This is a genomic window from Butyricicoccus porcorum (genome assembly GCF_002157465.1).
Lineage (GTDB): Bacteria > Bacillota > Clostridia > Oscillospirales > Butyricicoccaceae > Butyricicoccus_A > Butyricicoccus_A porcorum.
Genome location: NZ_NHOC01000005.1, coordinates 246,955 through 270,917 on the forward strand (window position 1 = coordinate 246,955; position 23,963 = coordinate 270,917).

General features: G+C 54.5%; 21 protein-coding genes, 1 tRNA gene and 1 riboswitch. Of the genes, 5 read left to right on the forward strand and 17 right to left on the reverse strand.

Annotation, left to right across the window (positions count from 1 at the left end; translation table 11 throughout):
- Nucleotides 1–6: 6 nt before the first annotated feature.
- The 4 genes from argJ to CBW42_RS06995 form a co-directional block, all read right to left on the reverse strand.
- The gene (gene argJ / locus CBW42_RS06980) at nt 7–1,233 is read right to left on the reverse strand and encodes a bifunctional glutamate N-acetyltransferase/amino-acid acetyltransferase ArgJ (RefSeq protein ID WP_087019109.1); all 1,227 of its coding nucleotides are present in this window, start codon (nt 1,231–1,233) and stop codon (nt 7–9) included.
- Nucleotides 1,234–1,273: 40 nt separating this feature from the next.
- Entirely contained in the window at nt 1,274–2,212 is a 939-nt protein-coding gene (gene argC, locus CBW42_RS06985; protein WP_087019111.1) for an N-acetyl-gamma-glutamyl-phosphate reductase, read from the reverse strand.
- A gap of 15 nt (nt 2,213–2,227) precedes the next feature.
- A complete protein-coding gene (gene argH / locus CBW42_RS06990; protein WP_087019113.1) occupies nt 2,228–3,646 on the reverse strand; it encodes an argininosuccinate lyase in 1,419 nt (472 codons plus the stop codon).
- Between the two features lie 154 nt (nt 3,647–3,800).
- A complete protein-coding gene (locus tag CBW42_RS06995) occupies nt 3,801–5,054 on the reverse strand; it encodes an argininosuccinate synthase (protein WP_273349310.1) in 1,254 nt (417 codons plus the stop codon).
- Between the two features lie 432 nt (nt 5,055–5,486).
- On the opposite strand from CBW42_RS06995, the gene CBW42_RS07005 reads away from it, so the two are divergent.
- From CBW42_RS07005 to CBW42_RS07015, 3 genes are all read left to right on the forward strand, one after another.
- A complete protein-coding gene (locus CBW42_RS07005; RefSeq protein ID WP_087019117.1) occupies nt 5,487–6,014 on the forward strand; it encodes a hypothetical protein in 528 nt (175 codons plus the stop codon).
- 157 nt (nt 6,015–6,171) lie between these two features.
- A complete protein-coding gene (locus CBW42_RS07010) occupies nt 6,172–6,444 on the forward strand; it encodes an autorepressor SdpR family transcription factor (RefSeq protein WP_087019119.1) in 273 nt (90 codons plus the stop codon).
- Entirely contained in the window at nt 6,441–7,091 is a 651-nt protein-coding gene (locus CBW42_RS07015) for an SdpI family protein (RefSeq protein WP_165761095.1), read from the forward strand. The genes CBW42_RS07010 and CBW42_RS07015 overlap by 4 nt, the downstream gene beginning before the upstream one ends.
- Nucleotides 7,092–7,205: 114 nt before the next feature.
- On the opposite strand, the gene CBW42_RS07020 is transcribed toward CBW42_RS07015, so the two are convergent.
- The 5 genes from CBW42_RS07020 to CBW42_RS07040 all read right to left on the reverse strand — a co-directional run bounded on the left by CBW42_RS07020 (nt 7,206) and on the right by CBW42_RS07040 (nt 13,362).
- Entirely contained in the window at nt 7,206–8,549 is a 1,344-nt protein-coding gene (locus tag CBW42_RS07020; RefSeq protein WP_087019123.1) for a glucose-6-phosphate isomerase, read from the reverse strand.
- A 346-nt stretch (nt 8,550–8,895) separates the two neighbouring features.
- Nucleotides 8,896–10,119 carry a M20 metallopeptidase family protein gene (locus tag CBW42_RS07025; RefSeq protein ID WP_087019125.1) on the reverse strand — a complete coding sequence of 408 codons (1,224 nt, stop codon included), beginning with the start codon at nt 10,117–10,119 and terminating at the stop codon, nt 8,896–8,898.
- A gap of 220 nt (nt 10,120–10,339) precedes the next feature.
- Nucleotides 10,340–10,416: transfer RNA gene (locus tag CBW42_RS07030), tRNA-Arg, on the reverse strand.
- 129 nt (nt 10,417–10,545) lie between these two features.
- Complete coding sequence (glpK, locus tag CBW42_RS07035; protein WP_087019127.1) at nt 10,546–12,042, reverse strand: glycerol kinase GlpK; 1,497 nt, start codon at nt 12,040–12,042, stop codon at nt 10,546–10,548.
- Nucleotides 12,043–12,111: 69 nt separating this feature from the next.
- Entirely contained in the window at nt 12,112–13,362 is a 1,251-nt protein-coding gene (locus CBW42_RS07040) for a M16 family metallopeptidase (RefSeq protein WP_087019129.1), read from the reverse strand.
- A gap of 203 nt (nt 13,363–13,565) precedes the next feature.
- On the opposite strand from CBW42_RS07040, the gene CBW42_RS07045 reads away from it, so the two are divergent.
- Nucleotides 13,566–13,949 (forward strand): hypothetical protein, encoded by a 384-nt coding sequence (locus tag CBW42_RS07045; protein WP_087019131.1) that lies wholly within the window; start codon nt 13,566–13,568, stop codon nt 13,947–13,949.
- Nucleotides 13,950–14,022: 73 nt separating this feature from the next.
- Here the strand turns inward: CBW42_RS07045 and CBW42_RS07050 are convergent, their stop codons facing one another.
- From CBW42_RS07050 to CBW42_RS07060, 3 genes are all read right to left on the reverse strand, one after another.
- Nucleotides 14,023–16,146 carry a polyribonucleotide nucleotidyltransferase gene (locus CBW42_RS07050; protein ID WP_087019133.1) on the reverse strand — a complete coding sequence of 708 codons (2,124 nt, stop codon included), beginning with the start codon at nt 16,144–16,146 and terminating at the stop codon, nt 14,023–14,025.
- Between the two features lie 179 nt (nt 16,147–16,325).
- Complete coding sequence (gene rpsO, locus CBW42_RS07055; protein ID WP_087019135.1) at nt 16,326–16,592, reverse strand: 30S ribosomal protein S15; 267 nt, start codon at nt 16,590–16,592, stop codon at nt 16,326–16,328.
- A 464-nt stretch (nt 16,593–17,056) separates the two neighbouring features.
- Nucleotides 17,057–17,281, reverse strand: coding sequence for a hypothetical protein (locus CBW42_RS07060; RefSeq protein ID WP_087019137.1), 225 nt, complete (start codon nt 17,279–17,281; stop codon nt 17,057–17,059).
- A gap of 31 nt (nt 17,282–17,312) precedes the next feature.
- Nucleotides 17,313–17,430: riboswitch (TPP riboswitch) on the forward strand.
- An 85-nt stretch (nt 17,431–17,515) separates the two neighbouring features.
- Here CBW42_RS07060 and thiC point away from each other — a divergent pair.
- Entirely contained in the window at nt 17,516–18,826 is a 1,311-nt protein-coding gene (thiC, locus tag CBW42_RS07065) for a phosphomethylpyrimidine synthase ThiC (RefSeq protein WP_087019139.1), read from the forward strand.
- Between the two features lie 64 nt (nt 18,827–18,890).
- Here thiC and CBW42_RS07070 read toward each other — a convergent pair whose 3' ends face one another.
- The 5 genes from CBW42_RS07070 to CBW42_RS07090 all read right to left on the reverse strand — a co-directional run bounded on the left by CBW42_RS07070 (nt 18,891) and on the right by CBW42_RS07090 (nt 23,930).
- Nucleotides 18,891–19,538 (reverse strand): DUF3267 domain-containing protein, encoded by a 648-nt coding sequence (locus tag CBW42_RS07070; RefSeq protein WP_165761096.1) that lies wholly within the window; start codon nt 19,536–19,538, stop codon nt 18,891–18,893.
- A gap of 355 nt (nt 19,539–19,893) precedes the next feature.
- Nucleotides 19,894–21,621 (reverse strand): phospho-sugar mutase, encoded by a 1,728-nt coding sequence (locus CBW42_RS07075; RefSeq protein WP_087019143.1) that lies wholly within the window; start codon nt 21,619–21,621, stop codon nt 19,894–19,896.
- 328 nt (nt 21,622–21,949) lie between these two features.
- A complete protein-coding gene (locus tag CBW42_RS07080) occupies nt 21,950–22,393 on the reverse strand; it encodes a Gfo/Idh/MocA family oxidoreductase (RefSeq protein ID WP_133058278.1) in 444 nt (147 codons plus the stop codon).
- Complete coding sequence (locus CBW42_RS07085) at nt 22,309–22,974, reverse strand: Gfo/Idh/MocA family protein (RefSeq protein WP_087019147.1); 666 nt, start codon at nt 22,972–22,974, stop codon at nt 22,309–22,311. Before CBW42_RS07085 ends, CBW42_RS07080 begins: the two co-directional genes overlap by 85 nt.
- A 113-nt stretch (nt 22,975–23,087) precedes the next feature.
- Entirely contained in the window at nt 23,088–23,930 is an 843-nt protein-coding gene (locus CBW42_RS07090; protein WP_087019149.1) for an AraC family transcriptional regulator, read from the reverse strand.
- Nucleotides 23,931–23,963 lie beyond the last annotated feature (33 nt).

Consider the following 23,963-nt stretch of genomic DNA (forward strand, 5'->3'; position numbering starts at 1 on the left):
CCGAACTCAGGTACGGTAATCGCCGTTGATCCTGACGTAATCATAGGTCAGATCACAGCCGAATGCAGTGGCCTGATCGTCGCCCTCGTGGATGTCGATATCGATGGAAATTTCCTTCTCCGACAGAACCTTCTTTGCGAGATCTTCATCAAAATCAAGGCCTTCGCCGTGCTCACAGACAGTGACCGCACCTGCTGCGCTGGAAAAGCCGATGGTGACATATTCCGGGCGGAACGGCGCCTTGGAATAGCCCATCGCGCACAGCACACGGCCCCAGTTTGCGTCCTCGCCGAACATGGCAGCCTTGACCAGGCTGGAAGCGATGACAGCCTTCGCCAGGCGTTCCGCATATTCCTCCGCACGGGAGTTTTTGACGGTGCAGCAGATCAGCTTGCTCGCGCCCTCACCGTCCGCTGCCATCTTCTTCGCCAGCGTCAGGCAGACTTCCTCGAGTGCGGCATAAAACGTATGATATGCCTCATCCTTCCAGTCGATCAGCTGATTGCCCGCCATGCCGTTTGCCATGACGACACAGGTATCGTTGGTCGAGGTATCGCCGTCGACCGAAATGCGATTGAACGTGCGTTCCACAACGTCCTGTAACGCGGTGCGCAGCAGCGACGGGTCGATGGCACAGTCCGTCGTGACAAAGCACAGCATGGTGCCCATATTCGGATGAATCATGCCGGAGCCCTTGGCAATGCCGCCCATATGGCAGGTCTTGCCGCCGCAGTCAAACTCAACCGCAGCCGTCTTCTCGACAAGGTCAGTGGTCATGATGGCTCGGTTTGCCTCCACGGACGCCTCCGCGCTGTCAGACAGCTTCGCCGCGAGTGCTTCCATGCTGCCCTCAATGGCTTCGATGTTGAGGCGCTGGCCGATGACGCCGGTCGAGCCGACGAGTACACGGTCTTCCTCAATGCCGGTGACCTTCGCCGCAGCTGCCGCCATGCGGCGTGCATTTTCCATGCCCTCCGGCGCACATGCATTCGCGTTGCCGGAATTGGCGACAATCGCCTGTGCCACACCGTTTTCCAGATGCTCCATGCAGACATAAATCGGAGCTGCCTTGACGCGGTTGTTGGTGAACGTCGCCGCAGTTGCCGCGGGGCATGCGCTGACGATCAGCGCGAGATCATTTTTCTCCTGTGGGCTGCCTGTCTTGACGCCGCAATGTAGTGCGGCTGCCCGGAAGCCCGTTGCGGCGCAAACGCCGCCTTCTATCTTTTTCATATATTCGTTCCTTTCAAACCAATCGAAAAAAGCGTGAATTTCACTTTGTCAGTCCGGTGGTTTCGTCAAACCCGAGCATGAGGTTCATATTCTGAACCGCCGCGCCGGATGCGCCCTTACCGAGATTGTCAAACAGCGCAGTGACAATGGTCTGTTCCTCATGGCCGCAGACGATCAGCTCCAGGCTGTCGCGTCCCGCCATCGTGTCGGAATAAATCACCGGTTCTTCGCCGCCGAACGGCATGACATTGACCATGGTCTGATCCGCATAATAGTCTGCCAGCTTCGCATGAATGTCCTGCGCCGTCGGCGCGCCGGGCAGCAGCCGGTTGTGCAGCATGACGGTGGACGCCATGCCCTTATAAAAGTCGCCGAGAATCGGGACAAACACCGGCGCTGCCGCCAGACCGCATACATGCGTCATCTCCGGCAGATGCTTGTGTTTGAGTGTCAGTCCATAAATGCGATGCGACTCATGGCGCGGGTCGCGGTTCACATCCTCATATTCCGCAATCAGCTTTTTGCCGCCGCCGGAATAGCCGGTCAGCGAAGAGCAGGTCAGCGGATAATCCGGCGGAACGATGCCCAACTTGACCAGCGGATACACCGAGGAGATAAACCCGGAGGCATGGCAGCCGGGATTTGCGACACGCTTTGACGTTGCAATTGCCGCGCGGTGCGCTGCGGACAGCTCCGGGAAACCATAATCCCAGTCGGGATGGGTGCGGTGCGCGGTGGACGCGTCAATAAACCGCGTGTTCGGGTTTTCGCACAGTGCAACCGCCTCGCGTGCCGCCGCATCCGGCAGACACAGAAACACGATATCCGCCGCATTGATGAACTTTTTGCGCTCCTGCGTGTCCTTGCGCTTGTCCTCATCGATGAGGATCAGCTCGATATCCTCACGGGATCCCAGCCGCTCAAAAATCTGCAATCCGGTGGTTCCCTCTTTGCCGTCAATATATACTACAGGTTTCATATCGCAGTCCCCCGATTACGTGCGCAGACGGGTGCGCATTTCCGCCAGCTGTTCCTCGGAATCCGCGAGGAAGGTCTCGATCTTGTTGATCTGGCGGGTCACTTCCTTCGGTGCCGGGCCGCCAATGACCGAACGTCCTTCGACACAGGTCTTGAGGTCGAGCGCGTCGTAGACATCCGGGCCGAACTTGTTGGAAATCGAAGCGAAGTCCTTGAGTGTCATGGTTTCCAGCGTCTCATCCGCACGGATGCAGGTGTTGACGAGGCGTCCGACGATCATGTAGGCATCGCGGAACGGTACGCCCTTCTTAACCAGATAGTCCGCGCAGTCGGTCGCATTGATGAAGCCCTGGCTTGCTGCCTTGCGCATGTTCTTCTTGCGCAGGGTCATCGTGCGGAACATCGGCGCAAATACCTCCAGGCACTGCTTGACGGTATCGATTGCGTCGAATACGCACTCCTTGTCCTCCTGCATATCCTTGTTATAGGCCAGCGGCAGTGCCTTCATCGTGGTCATCAGCGTCATCAGGTCGCCATAGACACGGCCGGTCTTGCCGCGGATCAGCTCACAGACATCCGGGTTTTTCTTCTGCGGCATAATGGACGAACCGGTGGAATAAGCGTCATCCAGCTCGGCAAAACGCCACTCCCACGAGCACCACGAGATGACCTCTTCGGACAGTCTCGACATGTGCATCATCATCATGGACAGGCAGCTCATCAGCTCAATGCAGTAATCGCGGTCGGAAACGCCGTCCAGCGAGTTCTCCGTCACACGTGCAAAGCCCAGCTGGTCGCGGACAAATTCACGGTCAATCGGATAGGTGGTGGAAGCCAGTGCACCGGAGCCGAGCGGCAGCTCATCCATGCGCTCAAAGCAGTCCTCCAGACGGGAAATATCACGGCGCAGCATCTGCGCATACGCCATCATATAATGGCCGAACGTGGTCGGCTGTGCGCGCTGCAAATGCGTATAGCCCGGCATGACGGTGTCGAGGTTTTCCTTTGCCTTTTCGACGAGTACCTTCTCGAAGTCAATGGCAAGCTGCATGATCTCGCAGATTTCCTTCTTGACATACAGGCGCATGTCGAGTGCAACCTGGTCGTTTCTCGAGCGCGCCGTATGCAGGCGCTTGCCGGTATCGCCGATGCGCTGCGTCAGCGCAACCTCGATGTTCATATGAATATCTTCGTATTCCGGATTGAATACGTCAAGATCGTTGTTTTCAATGTCATACAGGATTTCTTTCAGTCCTGCAACAATTTTTTCTGCTTCATGCTCCTCGATAATCCCCTGTCTGCCCAGCATCGTGGCGTGTGCGATGGAGCCTGTGATATCCTCGCGGTACAGGCGTCCGTCAAACTGGATGGAGGAGTTAAAGTCATTTACTACATTGTCGGTTTCCTTCTGGAAACGTCCGGCCCAGAGTTTCATAAGGCGGTCTCCTTTTATCCGGGAATCGGGTTTTCCCGGTCATTTGCTTGCGTATCGAAAAAATGGGCAATGCCCTGAAAAACACACAATGGGCGGACGCGCACGCCCGCCCGATTGTGACAATCGTTCCGATTTTATGGTTGTTTTTTTCGGATTACTCCACGGTCGGGAATTCACGGCCGGTGGTCTTCTTCAGGTTTGCGTCGTTGAGCGCACGCACCTTCAGCGGCAGGCCGAACAGGTTGATGAAGCCCTCGGAATCTGCCTGATTGTATGCATCATCCGCATCGAAGGTTGCCATCGCCTCGGAATGCAGGCTGTACGGAGAGGTGACGGAAGCCGGGATGATGTTGCCCTTGTACAGCTTCAGCTTGACGTCGCCGGTAACCGTCTTCTGGGTCTCGTCGACGAATGCGCTCATCGCCTTGCGCAGCGGGGTGTACCACTGACCGTTGTATACCAGCTCGCCGAACTTCATCGCCAGCTGAGCCTTATAATGTGCGGTCTCCTTGTCGAGGGTGATCTCCTCGAGCTTCTTGTGTGCCGCATACATGATTGCGCCGCCCGGGGTCTCATAGACGCCACGGCTCTTCATGCCGACCAGACGGTTCTCGACCAGGTCGAGCAGACCGATGCCGTTTGCGCCGCCCAGCTCGTTGAGCTTCTTCAGCAGTGCAACAGACTCCATCTCCTCGCCGTCGATTGCGGTCGGAACGCCCTGCTCAAAGTGGATGGTGACATAGGTCGGCTTGTCCGGAGCAGCCTCCGGGGAAACGCCCATCTCAAGGATCTCATCGTACTTCGGCTCGTTTGCCGGGTCCTCCAGGTCGAGGCCCTCGTGGGACAGATGCCAGATATTCTTATCCTTGGAGTAGTTGGTCTCACGGTTGATTTTCAGCGGGATGTTGTGTGCTTCCGCGTAATCGATTTCCTTATCACGGCTGTCCAGCTCCCAGAAGCGCCACGGAGCGAGTACCTGCATCTCCGGTGCGAATGCCTTGATTGCCAGCTCAAAACGTACCTGGTCATTGCCCTTACCGGTGCAGCCGTGTACGATGGTGTCCGCGCCTTCCGCCTTTGCGATTTCGACGAGGCGGCGTGCGATGATCGGACGTGCGAAGGAGGTGCCCAGCAGGTAGCCTTCGTAATCCGCGCCGGCCTTCATGGTCGGGATAATATAATCGTCAACGAATTCCTTGGTCAGATCCATGACATACAGCTTGGAAGCGCCGGTCTTGAGTGCCTTTTCCTCCAGGCCGTCCAGCTCGGTGCCCTGTCCGACGTCACCGGAAACCGCGATGACCTCACAGCCGTAGTTTTCCTTCAGCCACGGGATGAGGACGGAAGTATCCAGACCGCCGGAATATGCCAAAACTGCTTTTTTAATCTTCATATCTTTCGTTGCCATGTTGTATAAGCCTCCATTGAAAAGGGCGGTTTGTTTTGTTAAATCCGCAAAAACCGTGTTTTCGCGTCCCAATCGCCCCTGTTTTTGTCATGTCCCTATTATAATCCCCCTATGCACGGAATGCAAGGAAAATTTGTAATTATTTCTTAAATTGTATATTTATTCATACGATCTATTACTCTTGCGGGACAAATTTCCCATTTTTCTTCCTGCAATGTTTGATTTTGTTTGCAAAGCCGTTACAATATCATGTCAATTCCGTATTTTTTCGCGTTTTCTCTTGCAAATGTGTCGTCTTTGCCGTATGATAACCATAATGCGCGGAGTGATAATTTATTTAAAAATTCCGTGTGATTTTTACAAAATTCCCGTGCATACGCATGCACATTGCATCGCTGTGCTGCGGTTTCCGCACGGCAGAGGAGGCTTGTCATGAAACGATTCCTGTGTATCCTGCTGTCCGCATCGCTGCTGCTGTGCCCAGTTCTGACCGGCTGCGGCGATAAAAAAGAAGACACATCTGAGTCCGCCGGAGCAGAGGCGCTTACTCCGCAGGACAGCGACACCATGCACCTGAACATGCTGTTTACTCTGATCGGCACACCGGATGTCGGTGTCACTGAGCTGCTGGGCGATGGCATCGATCAGAAATACCGCGCGGACGGTTCGCTGAAAATGCGCACATTTGACGGCACCGCCTGCGGCGTCGATATCACCTTTGATGTCTGTTATGATGAACTGGGCGATGTCTCCTCTGTCGATGTGGATTTCCCCTCATCGGTCTCGGAGGAGCAGCTCTCCGCGACAGTCACCGAGCTGACCGGACGCAAGCCGTCCAAGGACGGCAAATGGCAGGCGGAAACCGCCATCATCTCGCTCGCAAAAGCCGACGGGTACATGTGCATGACGCTGGAGCCGTTCTCCGCCGAACCGGACAGCGATGACCCGGTGCAATACTGACCGTTCCTTTGCCGCTTTCCCTTCCGGGAAGCGGCTTCTTTTTTGCCCAAATATTCATTTAGAAATTTGTCTAATTGTCTATTGACACAATCCCGTGCGCATGCTATCTTATATTTAGACAACAATCTAAATATAAGACACACAGGAGGGATGCCGTATGTCCTTTCAACAGACGTTCAAGGCGCTGTCCGACCCGACGCGCCGCGAAATTCTGACGCTATTAAAAGGCGGCCCGATGACAGCGGGTGAGGTCGTCGCACACTTCGACAGCACCGGCGCGACGATCTCCCATCACCTGTCCATCCTGAAGGATGCGGGGCTGGTCGATGCGAGCCGCCGCGGAAAATTCATCTATTACGAGTTAAACCTGTCCGTGCTGGAGGAAATCATGGCATGGATTGCGGAGTTACAGGGAGGAGACCCATCATGAAACGATCCGATTCTGTCAGACTGATTCCGATCTGCCTTCTGGCTCTTGCGCCGCTGCTCGCCGCGCTCATCGCCTACCAATATCTGCCCGCGCGCATTCCGACACACTGGGATGCATCCGGTGTCATCACATACAGTGACCGCTGGTTTATTCTGCCGCTGTCCGCCATCAGCGCAGTTGTCACCGGTCTGATGTTTGTGACGCGACGCATTGATCCGAAACGGGAAAATTACACCCGGTTTTCCGATGCGTACCAGACCTTTATCCTGATCTTCGATGTGTTCATGCTTGCGATCACGCTGTTTGTCATCACCGAATCGGTGCGCCCCGGCACACTGGACGCACAGGTCTTTGTCACGGTCCTTGTGGGCATTCTGATTGTCGTCTGCGGCAACCTCATGCCGAAGTTCAAGCACAATTATTTCATCGGCATCCGCACGCCATGGACGCTGGCGAATGAGACCGTCTGGTACCGCACGCATCGTCTGTGCGGTGTGGTATGGGTCATCGGCGGGCTGGTCATTGTGCTGAGTGCATTTCTTCCGGCCAGGGTCTCTCTCCCCGTGCTGCTGACCGCCATTGCCGTTCTTGTCCTCGTCCCGTATATCATGAGCTACGTCTTTTTCCGCCGGGAACAGGGAACCTAACACACACCAGAAGCAGCAGGGCAATTCGCCCTGCTGCTTTTTCAATCTCGGCACACGCAAAAGCGGCCCACCGGAAATTCCGGTGAGCCGCTCTGTTTGTTCCATTTCAAACGTTTAGCCGTTCATTCTCGCCTCAAGGATCTTCTTCTCCTCTTCAAAGCCCGGCTTGCCGAGCAGAGCGAACATGTTCTTCTTATAGCTCTCAACGCCCGGCTGGTTGAACGGATTGACACCCAGCAGATAGCCGCTCAGGCCGCATGCCTTCTCGAAGAAGTAGCACAGGTAGCCGAAGTGGTATGCATCAGCCTTGTCGACCTCGATGAGGACATTCGGTGCGCCGCCGTCGACATGTGCCAGCAGAGTGCCTGCATATGCCTTGGAGTTGACGAACTGCATGGTCTTGCCTTCCAGATAGTTCAGGCCGTCCAAGTCGCCGTCCATATGGCCGATGGTGACATCAGAGCGCTGCTCCTTGACCCAGACAACCGTCTCAAACAGGTTGCGGGTACCGTCCTGGATAAACTGGCCGATGGAGTGCAGATCCGTGGAGAATGCTGCGGATACCGGGAAAATGCCCTTCAGATCCTTGCCTTCCGACTCTGCGAACAGCTGCTTGTACCACTCGCCGAACATAACCAGTGCCGGGTCATAGTTGACCAGAATCTCCGTGCCCTTGCCCTTGCGGTACAGGATGTTGCGGATTGCCGCATAGCGGAAGCAGTCGTTGTCCAGCGTGGTGCCGTCAGTAAACGCCTCGCGTGCCTCAGCAGCGCCGCGCATCATCTCAGCGATATCAATGCCGGCAGCGGCGATCGGCAGCAGGCCGACTGCGGACAGAACGGAGAAACGGCCGCCAACGTCGTCCGGTACTACGAAGGTCTCATAGCCCTCTGCATTTGCCAGTTCCTTAAGTGCGCCGCGCGCCTTATCGGTGGTAGCGAAGATGCGATCCTTTGCGCCTTCCTTGCCGTACTTCTTCTCGCACATATCCTTGAAGATGCGGAATGCAATGGCAGGCTCGGTGGTTCTGCCGGACTTGGAAATGACATTGATGCAGAAGTCACGGTCACCGATGATCTTAATAATATCATTCAGCGCGCCGGAGCTGATGTTGTTGCCAAGGAAATATACCTCCGGGATGCCTTCCGGACGGACACTGTTGTACATCTGGCCGAGGCAGAACTCAATTGCCGCACGTGCGCCCAGATACGAGCCGCCGATGCCGATGACGACCAGCACATCACAGGTCTTCTGAATCTTCTTTGCTGCTTCCTGAATGCGCGCGAATTCTTCCTTATCGTAATCGACCGGAAGATTCACCCATCCGAGGAAATCATTGCCCTGCGCAGACTTTTCCAGCAGCATCTTGTTGCAGGTCTGCACCAGCGGGTTCATATACTTCAGCTCGTCTTCGTTCATAAAAGAAGTCAGACCGGTCATTTTCAGTTCCATTGCCATTGTAAACTCCACCTTTTAACGTAAATTTTCTCATATTCTCTTACATGCCGAACCCCTGCATTTCCAAATCCATGCAGGGATTGTTTATAGTATAACACGCCTCTCTTCAAGTTTCCAGTAAAAATTGTGCAAAATTATAATTTTATCCAGTATAACTTATCTGTTTTTGTCATCTTTCCCAACACTTGTGTATACTTCGCCAAAACACGCCAAAATTTTACTTATTTCAGTGTATAGTTTCACAATATCTTCCATTTTATATCATATGTAAATTGACTGTCTGCGCGCTGTACAGCAAAAGAGCCTGCCGGAACGGCAGGCTCAAAAATCGCTTTCACGCTGAATTTTATCTGTGCTCCTCCAGCCAGCGCAGTGCGGTATAGGCATAAACGGCACTGCCGGCGGAAAGTGCATCTTCGTCAAAACGCACCATCGGGTGATGCTGCGGATAACCGTACCCCTTTTCCGGCTGGCCGGCAGCCAGTGCCAGCATAATAGACGGCACCTCCTGACTGACATAGGCAAAGTCCTCGGAACCTGCGGCACCGGAGGATTTCCCGCCGCCCATCGCACTCAGCTCTGCTGACGAGAACGCCCTGCCCTCGCCCAGCAGTTCCTTGACATAGGTTCCGGCACAGGCCGCAAGGTCTGCATCATTGACCAGCGTCGGGCAGCCGCTGCCAAATACAACCTCCGCCTGTGCGCGGAATGCCGTGGCAACGCCCTGCGTGATCTCCGTCATGCGTTTCTTAATCTTTGTACGCGTCTCCTCGTCAAACGTGCGCAGACTGCCGCCCATGACGACAGCATCCGGGATGACATTCGCAGCCGTACCGGCGTTCATCGTGCCGATGGTCAGCACAGCGCGGTCATCCATCGCCAGCTCCCGCGCCTGAATTTCCTGAAGGGCGATCAGGATATGTGCTGCCGCAGTCAGCGGGTCAACACCCGTGTTCGGCATAGAGCCATGACAGCCCTTGCCCTGTACCTTAATTTCAAAATAATCGGCAGCCGGGGCGCTCACGCCGGGTGGCGAAACGATCACCGTTCCGGCGGCAAACGGCATGCCCGCCATGACATGAATCATCAACGCGGCATCGACATCCGGATTTTTCAGCAGACCCGCTTCGATCATGTCACTGGAGCCCTCGAAGATTTCCTCTGCAGGCTGGAACATCAGCTTGATGGTTCCCTGAATTTCATCCTCATGCTGTTTGAGCAGCCGCGCTGCGCCGAGCAGCATGGCAGTGTGCAAGTCATGCCCACAGGCATGCATCTTTCCGTTGGGGCAGGCAAAATCGACTCCCGACTGCTCCGCAATCGGCAGCGCGTCCATATCGCTGCGCAGCAGGAACACCTTTCCCGGTTTTTTTCCGCCTGCCAATGCGACAAGTCCCGCCTTTCCGCAATCCACAGGCTGATACCCCATATCAGTCAGCTGTTTCCGGACAAATGCAAGCGTATCATGCAGGGCAAAGCCTGTTTCGGCATGCGCATGCAGGTACTGTCTGTCGGACACAATTGTCTGGCGGAGTGCTTCCGCTTCCTGTTTGATCTGTTCTGACGTCATTGTATCTCCTCCATGTATACCAATGCTGTGCCGGCTGGTTTCCTCTTCGCTGCGCACGGCGGCGCAATCCCTTTGTCCTGTATTATACCATAGTTTTTCGGAAAAGAAACGATATCCGGCTTTTTTGCCGTCCAATCTCCGGTTTCTGCGCATCGCAGCCAACATCGTCCAAAACAAAAAAAGAAAAACCGTTGATCTCATTTGAAATCAACGGTTTTTCTGGTACGCCAGAAGGGATTCGAACCCCCGACCTTTTGGTTCGTAGCCAAACACTCTATCCAACTGAGCTACTGGCGCATGTGCAATCTCTTGAGTTTTTCTTGCCATCTCTCGACTGCTCGATTAGTATACCAAGATTTTGCACCCATGTCAACAGTTTTTTCAAGTTTTTTAAAAAAACATTTTCAAAGCCTGTTTTGCGGCTGTTTATTCGGTTTTTGCCCAGCCCAGTGCACGCGAAACTGCCTTATGCCAGCCGGCAAGCAATTCTTCCCGCCGTGCTGTCTCCATCTGCGGTCGGAACGTCCGGTCGGGCACAATCGTGCGGCGAATCTCGTCGCGGTCTGCCCAGCAGCCGACTGCCAGCCCTGCCAGGCAGGCAGCTCCCAATGCCGTTGTCTCCACACAGGCCGGGCGTTCTACCGGCACACCGATGAGGTCTGCCTGAAATTCCATCAGGAAATTGTTGGCACTCGCACCGCCGTCTGCCTTCAGGCTCTGCAATACCAGTCCGGCATCCTTCTGCATGACATCCAGCACATCGGCCGTCTGATACGCCAACGATTCCAGTGCGGCGCGGACGATATGCGCCCGGCTGGTCGCACGTGTCAGGCCGATCAGTGTGCCGCGCGCATAGGGATCCCAATAGGGTGCTCCAAGACCGGTGAATGCCGGGACGAGATACACGCCGCCTGTATCCGCCACACTGCGCGCAATGTCCTCTGATTCAGACGAATGCTCCAGCAGACCGACTTCATCGCGCAGCCATTGAATCGCCGCACCTGCGACAAATACAGAGCCCTCCAGCGCATATTCTACCGTGCCGCCGATGTTCCATGCAATTGTCGTGAGCAGGCCATTGCTGCTGCTGACGGATGTTGTGCCCGTATTCATCAACAGGAAGCAACCCGTGCCGTAGGTATTTTTTGCCTCGCCCGGCTGCCAGCATGCCTGTCCGAACAGCGCCGCCTGCTGGTCGCCTGCAATGCCTGCAATCGGAATCTCCCGGCCGAGCATGGATGCATCCGCATACGCCACAATGCCGCTCGACGGCACAACCTCCGGCAGCATACACGCCGGAATGTCCAGCTCGCGCAAAATATCTTCATCCCATTGCAGCGTATGAATGTTGTACAGCATCGTGCGCGCCGCGTTGGACGCGTCCGTCACATGCCGTTTCCCGCCCGTCAGGTTCCAGATCAACCAGCTGTCCACTGTGCCGAACAGCAATTCGCCGTTTTCCGCCCGCTGACGCGCGCCGGGAACCGTATCCAGAATCCAGCGCAGTTTGGTCGCAGAGAAATACGCATCGACCACAAGACCGGTTTTATCGCGCAGCATGTCCGTCAGGCCGCGGCTGCGCAGGTCATCCGCCTGCTCTGCCGTGCGGCGGCATTGCCACACAATGGCAGGCGCAATCGGCTTACCTGTCGCCTTATCCCAGACAATGGTTGTCTCGCGCTGGTTGGTAATACCGATGGCGACAATCTGCTCGGGCTGTATTAGGTGTACAGACATGGCACTGCGGCACACCTGTAGCTGTGTTTTCCAGATTTCCATGGCATCCTGTTCCACCCAGCCGTCATGCGGATAATTCAGATGCAACTCCTTCTGTGCCACAGCACACATCTGTCCTGCGCGGTCAAACAGGATACAACGCGCACTTGTCGTACCCGCATCAATCGCAAGAATATATTGTTCCATTTCATCACTCTCCCATGAGAAAAAATGCGGCGTACCCACACAGCACAGGCACGCCGCTCCTCTGTCTGCTTACTTACCGAGCAGCTTTTTATAATAGTCCTCATCGCCGACCTGTCCGACTGCACAGATTGACGCCTGATCGAAATCAAAGATCTGGCGAGCCAGCCGTGCGATATCATCCGCCGTAACGGCGTCATACATCGCCATGACCTCATCCAGCTCCGGTGCGCGATCAAAGAACATCTCGCCGCGTCCGAGCTGATTCATGCGGGCAGAGGTGCTCTCCATACCGAGCAGCATATTGGTTTTCGCCTGTTCCCGGCAGCGACTCAGCTCCGCACGATCCGGGCCATCGGCTGCCAGACGCAGGCATTCTTCCCGAATCAGCTCAATGGCCTTTGCCTCAGTCTCCTTGCCGAGCGCGGTGTAAATACTGAATACACCGGTATCTTCATGCGAAGTATTGAACGAATACACCGAATAACACAGGCCGTTCTGTTCACGGACGGTCTGGAACAGGCGCGATGCCATGCCGCCGCCCAAAATGGCACCCAACAGAGCATTGACATACCGCTCCTCTGAGCACATGGAAATGCCCGGGAAGCCGATGCAGATATGATTCTGTTCAATTTCCTTGGGGCGCACGACGATACTCGGCTGATAGGTTGCCGGCTCGATGACATTGTGCCCTGTGCCCTTCATGCCGGAGAACATCTCGCAGATATAATCCACATCCTCCTGTGTATAGGAGCCTGCCAGCGCAATGACGGTGTCTTCCGGATGGTAATACTCCGCCATATACCGACGCAGCGTGTCACCATTCATCGTTTGCAGTGTGTCCTCGCGGCCGAGAATGGGACGGCCAAGCGATGAGCCTGCAAAACATGATTCAAAAATCTTTTCGGTTGCAACATCTTCCGGCGAATCCTCATACATGTCGATTTCTTCCAGCACGACACCGCGTTCCAGATCGATATCACGCTGCGAAAACTTCGGATTCATGCACATATCCGCCAAAATTTCGACGCCGGTCTGCAAATGCCTGTCCAGCGTCTTTAAGTAAAAGCACGTGCATTCTTTGGTTGTGAATGCATTGACCTGTCCGCCTATGGCATCCATTGCAATGGCAATATGCTGTGCGGAGCGTTTTTCCGTCCCCTTGAACACCATGTGTTCAATAAAATGGGAAATACCACTCAGTTCATCCGGCTCATACCGCGAGCCATTGAGCACCCAGATACCGACCGCCGCGGAGCGCACACCGACAATGGGTTCGGTGACGACACGCACGCCGTTCGGCAATACAATGCGATCATACATATTCTATCTTCTCCATCTATTCGGCAAATTGCCGCTATCCTTCCCTCAAGTATATCACATTCTACCGATAAGTCGAACGGTTTTGAAAAGTTTTTTATGAGAACATATCGATTTTTCGTTTTCCCGTCGATTCCTTGCTTTTTCCGGCGGACAACGGTATACTGAGACAAAACAATTTTTGACCCGGAAAGGAGTCTTTTCCCATGCAGCGATTCCTTCGCTTACTCATATGGGACGCGCTGTTCTGCGTTGTCCCCACAGTCGGCTATGCCGCATCCTCCATGCTCACCTCATCCACCGCGAATTATGTTGTCACCCTGCTGACCTTTGCGGTTTGCGGCGCGTTCCTTGCCCAGCTGTCACGCTGGGGCTCCACCTGGATGGAGGTCGTGTTCGTCGCCCTGCCGGGGCTGTATCTGGCGCTGGCACCGTTTCTCGCGCCGCTGCTCAACGGCCTGCCGCTGTCGTTTGACCTCGTGCCCGCGTTGCTGCTGACGGCACAGACCACCTCCCTGCGCACCGCAGGCGCACTCGCGGCAGGGTTCGTACTGTGGCAGCATGTGTTTATCAGCATTCCGCACAGATGACAAACCGAACCGTACATAAAAAAGGCTGTATCCGAAATCGGATACAGCCTTTGCTTTTTCTATAGAAGGAAACTTACAGAACCTTTTCCTCTTCCTTGACGTCCTTGCGGGACAGGTTGATGCGGCCCTTGTCGTCGATCTCGATGACCTTGACCCAAACCATATCGCCGACCTTGACAACGTCCTCGACGCGCTCAACGCGGCGCTTTTCCAGCTTGGAGATGTGAACCAGACCGTCCTTGCCCGGTGCAATCTGAACGAATGCGCCGAAGCCCATCAGGCGGACAACTTTGCCATAGAATACATCGCCGACCTCCGGGTCCTTGACGATGGTCTCAATCATCTTCTTGGCCTTCTCGCCGTCGGAGCCATTGATAGAGGAAATGCTGACGGTGCCGTCCTCGGCAATGTCAACCTTTGCACCGGACTCAGCGGTGATCTTCTGAATGACAGAACCGCCCTTGCCGATGACATCGCGGATCTTGTCCGGATTGATGTGGATGGTGATCGTCTTCGGTGCCCACGGGGAAACCTCATGACGCGGCTCAGCGATTGCCTTGAGCATAACCTCATCCAGAATCTTATACCGCGCATCGCGGCACTTGCGGAATGCTTCCTTGATGATGGACGGGGTCAGGCCGTCAACCTTGATGTCGACCTGAATGCCGGTGATGCCCTTCTTGGTACCGGCTACCTTGAAGTCCATGTCGCCGTAGAAGTCCTCGACGCCCTGAATATCGGTAAAGGTGGTCTCCTGGCCATCATCCGTAATCAGGCCGCAGGAAATACCTGCAACCGGTGCGGTAATCGGAACACCTGCATCCATCAGAGCCAGCGTAGAACCGCAGACAGAGCCCTGCGAGGTGGAACCGTTGGAGGACAGAACCTCAGATACGACGCGGATTGCATACGGGAATTCCTCCGCAGACGGCAGAACCGGTACGAGGGAACGCTCTGCGAGTGCGCCATGACCGATTTCACGGCGTCCCGGGCCGCGGGACGGGCGGGTTTCACCGACCGAGAAGGACGGGAAGTTGTAATGATGGATATAACGCTTTTCCTTCTGCTCGAAGATGGTATCCAGCTGCTGTGCATCTGCCAGCGTGCCCAGCGTGCAGACAGACAGAACCTGCGTCTGACCACGGGTGAACAGGCCGGTACCATGTGCGCGCGGCAGGACGCCTACCTGTGCAGCCAGCGGACGGACTTCCTCCATGCCGCGGCCATCGACGCGCTTGCCCTCGGTCAGCCACTTGCGGACAACCTTCTTGCACAGCTTGTCTACGATTTCGGTGATCTCACCTGCGCGCTCGGTTGCAACCTCTTCGCCGAGGAATTCGTCGATCTCAGCGCGGACAACCTGCATACGTGCATCGCGAACGGTCTTGTCATCGGTATCGAAAGCAACCTCGACCTTTGCACGTGCAAAGTCCTCGATCTTGTCGAACAGCTCGTGGTCGACATCGTGGTGCTCATACTCAAACTTCGGCTTGCCGATCTCCGCCTTGATGGAGTCGATGAATGCACACATCTTCTTGATTTCCTCATGTGCAAACAGCAGACCCTCGAGCATCTGATCCTCCGGGACTTCCTTTGCGCCAGCCTCGATCATGACGATCTTCTCCGCGGTGCCGCAAACGGTGACATCCATCAGGCTCTTCTGGCGCTGCTCAACCGTCGGGTTGAGGACGAACTCGCCGTCAACCAGGCCGACGTCAACACCAGCTACGGTGTAGTTGAACGGGATATCGGAAATTGCTACCGCAATGGATGCACCGTTGAGTGCAGTGACCTGCGGGGAATTGTCATAATCGTTGCCCATAACCGTGCAGACGATGGAAACATCGTTGCGCAGATCCTTCGGGAACAGCGGACGCATCGGGCGGTCGATCTGGCGGGAAGCAATGGTTGCCTGCTCGCTTGCCTTGCCCTCACGGCGCATAAACGAACCCGGGATACGGCCGACTGCATACAGCTTTTCTTCAAAATCTACCGAAAGCGGGAAGAAATCTACGCCTTCACGCGGCTTCGGGGATGCCGTTGCAGTAACCAGCACGACGGTATCGCCATAGCGAACCAGTGCGGAGCCGTTGGCCAGCTGTGCAACCTTGCCGGTCTCGACGGTCAGCTTGCGGCCGGCAAACGTGGTTTCAAATACACGCTCTTCATCAAATGACTTGTGTGTAATAGTAGTCATAACTCAGACTGTCTCCTTTTCTCAAAAGAATGATGCGGAACCTCCGACAGTCCTTCAAGCACTTGAAGCGCGGGCTTAACCGGATAAGCCAGTCCTTCAACTGCTCAAGGAATTGCCGTACTGTTCCAAAAAACTGGTAAAGAGGAGACCGCATGCAGCCTCCTCTTCCGTCGGAACTCTTACTTTCTCAGGCCGAGCTTCTTAACGATTGCTCTGTAACGCTCGATATCCTTCTTCTTCAGGTAAGCGAGCATGCTGCGGCGCTGGCCGACCATCTTGAGCAGGCCGCGACGGGAATGGTTGTCGTGCTTGTGCTCCTTCAGATGCTCGGTGAGCTGAGCGATGCGCTCGGTCAGGATTGCGATCTGTACTTCCGGAGAACCGGTATCGGTCTCATGCATGCGGTTTGCTTCAATAACTGCTGCCTTCTGTTCTTTGCGGATCATTTTAACACCTCATGAAAAAAATAATATTTGTTATCTCCCTTGCGCTGGGCAGCGGCCTAAGGTGATGGGCACGGTCAAACATGTCCGGTATCCAGACTGCTAAGCACAGGGAGCGCACTAACTCTTGCATCATATCATACCCAAAGTTGTTTGTAAAGTATAATATGGGTAAAAAATACGGATTTTATACTGCGCAGGGATTGGCAGGGATTGGAGATTTATTCAACCATGCGTGTCGCGCGACGCACCGGCGACATCGACAGAATGACAAATTCCGAAAAAAACCTCTGCAATTCAACTGTTTTTTCCTATCCATCGAAAAATTTTTCGCAGGTTTTACATTCCCATCCTGCGATTTTACCGGTTGTTTTCCAATTGTTTTCATTTTTTTTGCATTTTTTCATCTCTCAACTTTCTTATATATTGAAACTGCACAGTTTTCTTCGCCGTTTCTTGTCGATAATTCATGAATTTTGCTTCTTTTCATCTTTGCCGGCGGGTGATATAATTTCAGCACAATCGAAAGAGAGAATAACCGGAAAGTTCCCCCACTTTCCACCCAAAAGAGCGTCCGCAGCAGGCGGCGCTTCTTCCTCTTTTTTGCCAAGAAACACATGACGGTGGCTGTGCAATAGTGCGGCCTGGATGTCGTGTGTTTTTCTTTTTTGTGGATTTTGTCCAAACCGCATTGACAGATGCCCGCCGTGTTGTTATAATGATATCAATTTACAGGGGAACTGATGTGCGTTCCGCCCGGAACGCCGAGTTGAGAAGGTTAAAACCTGACCCTTTGAACCTGTCGGTTAACACCGTTGTAGGAAGTAAAGGTACAATCCGGTTACGATTTCCAGATATGCGCTGAATTCCTATGAATCCAGCGCATTTTTTGTTCCCTAAGTTTTTTCAGCAGGAGGAAAACCAGCATGCATATGACACAGATCGAAGCGGCAAAAAAGGGCATTGTTACCCCGCAGATGGAAATTGTCGCAAAGAAAGAAAACATTGATGTCGAAGTGCTGCGCGAGCGCATCGCCCGCGGCACGGTCGTCATCCCGGCAAACAAAAATCACACCGCGCTGTCCCCGGAGGGCATCGGCGAAGGTCTGAAAACCAAAATCAACGTCAACCTCGGCATTTCCGGCGACTGCCACAACTATGAAGAGGAGTTCGAGAAGGTTCGCATGTCCATCGATTTCGGCGCCGAAGCCATCATGGATCTGTCCAACTACGGCAAGACCCACACCTTCCGTCAGGAACTGATCGACATGTCCTCTGCCATGATCGGCACTGTTCCGATGTATGATGCCGTCGGTTATCTCGAAAAGGACCTCAAGAGCATCACCGCAAAGGACTTCCTGCGCGTCGTCGAAGCACATGCCAAGACCGGTGTTGATTTCGTCACTATCCACGCAGGCATCAACCGCAAGACCATCGATACGTTCAAGCAGACCAAGCGCCTGACCAACATTGTTTCGCGCGGCGGTTCTCTGCTGTTCGCCTGGATGGAAATGACCGGAAACGAAAACCCGTTCTATGAATACTACGACGAGCTGTGCGACATCCTGCATGAGTACGATGTCACCATCAGTCTCGGCGACGCAATGCGTCCCGGCTCCACCCATGACTCGACCGATGCCAGCCAGATCACCGAGCTGATCGAACTCGGTATCCTGACTCAGCGCGCATGGGACAAAAACGTACAGGTCATGATCGAAGGCCCGGGTCACATGGCACTCAACGAGATCAAGGCCAACATGGAGATTGAAAAGCGCCTGTGCCATGGCGCACCGTTCTATGTCCTTGGCCCGCTGGTCACCGACATCGCACCGGGCTATGACCACATCACCTCTGCCATCGGCGGTGCCATTGCAGCCACCTACGGTGCAGATTTCCTGTGCTATGTCACCCCGGCTGAGCACCTGCGCCTGCCGGACGTCAACGACGTAAAGGAAGGCATCATTGCGTCCAAGATTGCTGCCCATGCCGCTGACATGGCAAAGGGTATCCCGGGTGCACGCGAAATCGACGACAAGATGAGCGACGCACGCCGCCGCCTCGACTGGGATGAGATGTTCTCCCTCGCCATCGACGGCAAGAAGGCACGCGAATACTTCGAGTCCAAGCCGCCTCAGGATCGCCACACCTGTTCGATGTGCGGCAAGATGTGTGCCATGCGCACCACCAACTACATTCTCGAAGGCAAGGACGTCAGCCTGCTGTCCGACGAGAAGTAAATTCCGAACACACCTTACCTATGCAAAATCCCCGACCGGAAAAAGACCGGCCGGGGATCTGTTTTTATGCCCGTTCAAACGCGACCACCCCCGCCGCATATGGGTGGTCAATATACAGAACCTCGCGCGCCGCACTGTGGTGCCGCAACAGCTTCAGCACAACCGCCATGTCTCCACCACCGCCAAAAATCAGCGCAATCCCCAGAATCAGCAGCAGCCAGGAGCCTGCAAACACTGCGACAAGTGCCGGCAGAATTCCCAGCAGAAGGGTCGGCATCAGCCCGCCTGCAATATATTGATACCGTTCCAGCGGCTCGCTGCACGTGCAGTAAGGCGTCAGATATTCTTTTATCAATCCGAACTCCACTGCTTTCCAGTGCGACAGCGCAAAGATTGCCCACGTAATGCCGTGGATCAGCTCATGCACACAAATCAATACAAAGAACAGCACGAAAACCAGCACCAGACCCGCAAGTCCAATCGACCCTTCCGCTGCTCCATTGTGCCACAAAAACACAATGATAAAAAGAACGCTGAGCGGCAGCGCCAGCACAAATGCCATCATGTTCGCATAGACCAGCCCGATGGTCAGATCATGTTCCACATAGCCCTGTGCCTCCAGCTTTGCTTTCAGCTGTTCAAATTGTGCCTTGCGGCGCTCCTCTGCCTTCGACAGCTTCCGTTCATTCTCTTTTTCCCTGTATTTGTCCATATACTCCCTTTCAAGCCGTAAAAAACTCCCTCCACCGACCCGCCTCCCGCAGGAGACGAGCCGGACAGAGAGAGCTGATTGATCGAAATACCTCAAATGCATCCCGCAAATTTTATTCATAAGAGGCGGACTGGCAGACGTGTTTGTCCGACATGTCCGCTGTGCGCGGGAGCGCACCGGAAAGGTTTTCTTTTGCTTTTCCTCTCCGAATTGCTCTCAGCCCGCTTCAGAATTCATCTCTGCGGCGTTGGGGCGGACTGGCGGACGTGTTTGTCCGACATGTCCGCTGTGCGCGGGAGCGCACCGGAAAGGTTTTCTTTTGCCTACTTTTCTTTTCCTTAAAAAGAAAAGTAGGTTACTTGACGATTTCCTTTGCAGCAGCAGCGTACTTCTCGACCTTTGCGTCGACCTCTTCCTTGCTCGCGCCGTTTGCCATGATATAAACCTTGACCTTCGGCTCGGTGCCGGACGGACGGATGATGAAGCTGGTACCGTCAGACAGATCATAATACAGAACGTTCTGACCCTTGAGTTCGACCTCAGTGGTCTCGCCGGTTGCCAGCTCGGTCTGGATACCGGTCTGGAGATCGCGCACGTCCTTAACAGCGGTGCCGCCGACTTCCTTGAGCGGAGATTCACGCAGCTCCTTCATCAGCTCTGCCATGCGGGTCAGACCGGAAACACCCGGCATAACGATAGACAGGGTTTCCTCTGCATAGTAGCCGTAACGCTTATACATATCCTGCATTGCATCGTACAGAGTCATACCCTTGGTGCGGTAATATGCAGCCATCTCCGCAATCAGCATAGATGCAATTACAGCGTCCTTGTCGCGTGCATGGTCGCCGCACAGATAGCCATACGACTCCTCAAAGGCGAACAGATACTGATGCGAACCGGTTTCCTCAAACTGCTTGATCTTCTCCGCAAGGAACTTGAAGCCGGTGAAGGTGTCGAAGCACTCAACGCCGTTGTCATTGGCAACCTTGCGCGCCATCTCGGTCGATACAACAGACTTGAGTACAGCCGGATGCGGCGGCATGGTGTTGGTCAGCTTCTTCGCCGTAATAATATAGTCAATCAGCAGGACGCCCATCTGGTTGCCGCTCAGGGTGACGTATTCACCTGTGCTGCTCTTCAGGACGGTGCCGCAGCGGTCGGAGTCCGGGTCGGTGCCGATAATCAGGTCAACACCCATTTCCTTCGCCATCTCGATCGCAATGTTAAAGCCTTCCTTGTTCTCCGGGTTCGGGCTCTTGACCGTCGGGAAATTGCCGTCAATAACCATCTGCTCCGGTACACAAATCACGTTCTTATAGCCAATACGCTTCAGAATTTCCGGTACCAGCTTATAGCCTGCGCCGTGGAACGGAGTGTAAATAATCTTAAAGTCATCCGCAACCTGCGCAATGCAGTCCGGATTGATGCACATCTTCTGAATCTGGCGCAGATAAATCTCGTCGGATTCCGGGCCGATGATCTTAATCAGACCCTTGTCGACTGCTTCCTGATGATCCATGGTCTTGACCTCGGTAAACATGTCGAGCGCGCCCATTTCCTTTGCAACGACATCCGCTTCCTTCGGCGGCAGCTGTGCGCCATCCTCCCAGTAAACTTTATAGCCGTTGTATTCCTTCGGGTTGTGGGAAGCGGTAATCATGACGCCTGCCAGCGTACCGTAGGTGCGGACGGTGAACGACAGTACCGGAACCGGGCGCAGGGATTCCCATTCAATGACATTGATGCCGTTTGCCGCCAGAATGCTTGCTGCCAGATGGGAGAACTCATCCGACTGAATACGGCTGTCGCAGGCAATGGCAACACCGCGCTGCATGGCGCGCGGGCCGTACTGCTTAATCAGATTTGCAAGACCCTGCGTCGCTGCACCGACAGTAAAGCGGTTCATCTTATACAGGCCGACACCCAGCGTACCGCGCAGGCCTGCGGTGCCAAAGGAAAGCGGCGCAAAAAAGCGTTCCTGAATTTCCTTTTCATCTCCTTCCAGCGCTGCCAGCTCGGCGTGCTCCGCCTCAGTCAGTGCCGGGGATTCCATCCACTTGCGATATTCTTCCATATAGCCCATTTCAAACACCTCATATTTCTTGATTTTATTGGAGTGGGTTTTGATCCATCCAATGATGGATATCAATTTTCTCTAGGAAAATTATACAGCATTTCCCCGCAGATTTGAAGGACAATTTGTGGAAATGATGAAGTAATTTTTCCACAAATCGCAAGATGCACAAATTTTGCACTGTCTTTTTCACACTTCCGGCAAATTTGTCAGCAATTTATCGGCTGTCATGTGTCCATATATATCGAAAAATCGGGAATCCCGCCGACAGGAATACACACATCAAAAAAAGCAGCGGCGCAGCCATTCGGCCCGCCGCTGCTTTGACAGCTTCCTGTTATTCCTGTGGAACGTCGACCCAGGCATTCCCCTTCCGGTTGCTTTCCACGCAGGCATCTACAAACTGCATGCTGTGGATTCCATCTGCAATGGTGGGATGCGGCAGCACCGGTGCATCGCTCTCCCCCATGCGGCGCAGTACTTCCGTACAGAAGCCGCGATAATAATTTCCGAATGTCTCAAAGAAACCCTCCGGATGTCCCGCTGCAATGCGTGACATAGATTTTGCACGGTCACACAGGAACGAGCGCCCATTAGTCAGATAGATATCCGGCCCGTTGGCACGTGTAAATTTCAGACGGGTCGGCTGGTCATGTGTCCATTCCAGTGAGCCCTTGTCGCCGAACACACGCAGCGCTACACTGCACTCATGTCCAATCGCAACCTGCGATGCCCACAGCAGTCCGGGCAGGACAGATGTGTGCCGATATCGGCCGCACATGCCGACTCACCTGCCTGCGCCGGATCAAACCGCCACTTGTGTGCCACATCGACACCGGCGTTCAGGTCATTGGCCACCCAATCCTGTGGATATTCCGCCGTAACCGTTAGGATTCGTCCGATTTCTCCCTGTTCGATCATCTCACGCATCTGGTGTATCATCGGATAATTGACATATGTGTAGCTGACGCCAAAATGCAGCCCCTTCTGCTCTGCGAGTGCCTGAAGCTGCTTTGCCTCTTCGACATTCATCGCCACCGGCTTGTCACAGGATACATAAATGCCATACTCCAAAAAGCATTTCGCAATGGAAAAATGTGTCTTGTTCGGCGTGGCAATGACGACAAAATCAATGCCGTCCTCCCGTGCGCTCTCCGCTTCCGCCATGGTCTGATAATCTGCATACAGTCGGTCATGCGGAATATGCCAGCTGTCCCCGGTCGCGCGGCTCTTTTCCGGGCTGCGCGAAAAGCAGCCGGCCGTCATTACCGCCAGATCATCCATCTGCGCGCCGCGCCGATGGACATCACCGATAAACGAACCCGCAGCACCGCCTACCATGCCAAATCGAAGTAATTTCATAAAATTCCCCTCCTGTCGCTGTCTGACAATACCAGTCTCTTACGCTATCTGTATTGTAAAACGACAGAGAAAAAAGTTCCTGCGGAATTCATGCACAAACCGATGAAACCCAGTCATACCGGCATGCTGCGGAACTGACGCGGCGACATACCGGTTTTGGTGCGGAAGGCGGCGGCAAAGCTCGTATCATAGCCATAGCCGACCTCCTCGGCGATCTGCGTAATGGACAGCCGCGTTTCCTTGAGCAGGGTCTTCGCCCGATTGATCCGCAGATTGACCAGATATTCATGCGGTGACTGTCCGGTATGTGCCCGAAACAGCCGGTTGAACTGCGACGCGCTCAGATGGAATGCCGCCGCGAGCGACGGCACAGACAGCTCCTCTTTCAGATGCTCCCGCAGATAGCGCTGTGCCTCCGCAATCAGCGGGTCACGGGCTTCAATCTGGTCGGGTGTATACAGCAGACCGCACAGCAGCGCATGAATGCGCTGGGATGCCGTTACATCCTCCACGCTGCCAACGGTACTCAGCTGCCCGAGCAGCTGCTGCATCTGGTCAAACACGCGGCGCGGATTGTCCAGACGAAGTACCGGCCCATGTGTGCGCAGCACCTCCCGGTAAAAGTCCATCGTGTTCGCTCCGTCAAAATGCAGCCAGATATATTCCAACGGCTCCACGGCACGGTATAAATGCGGCTCATGGCTGTTGAGAAATGCCAGCTCCTCCGCACTGACCTGCACAGTACCGTGATCCGCTGTCTGGATCTCCAGCTTTCCACTGCATACATACAACATCAAAAAACTCGGAAAGCTCTCGCGCTCTACCCGGTACGATGTATCACAGAAAAAATGTCCGGCACGGTGCAGATAGTACAACACTGCCTGCGCCTGCCGCGATGGCGTCGCATCATACAGCTCCGATTGCGGCGCAACGCCCCGTTCATACGGCAAAATCATACGTTCCTCCTCTTGCAGCCGACCGGCCGCCCG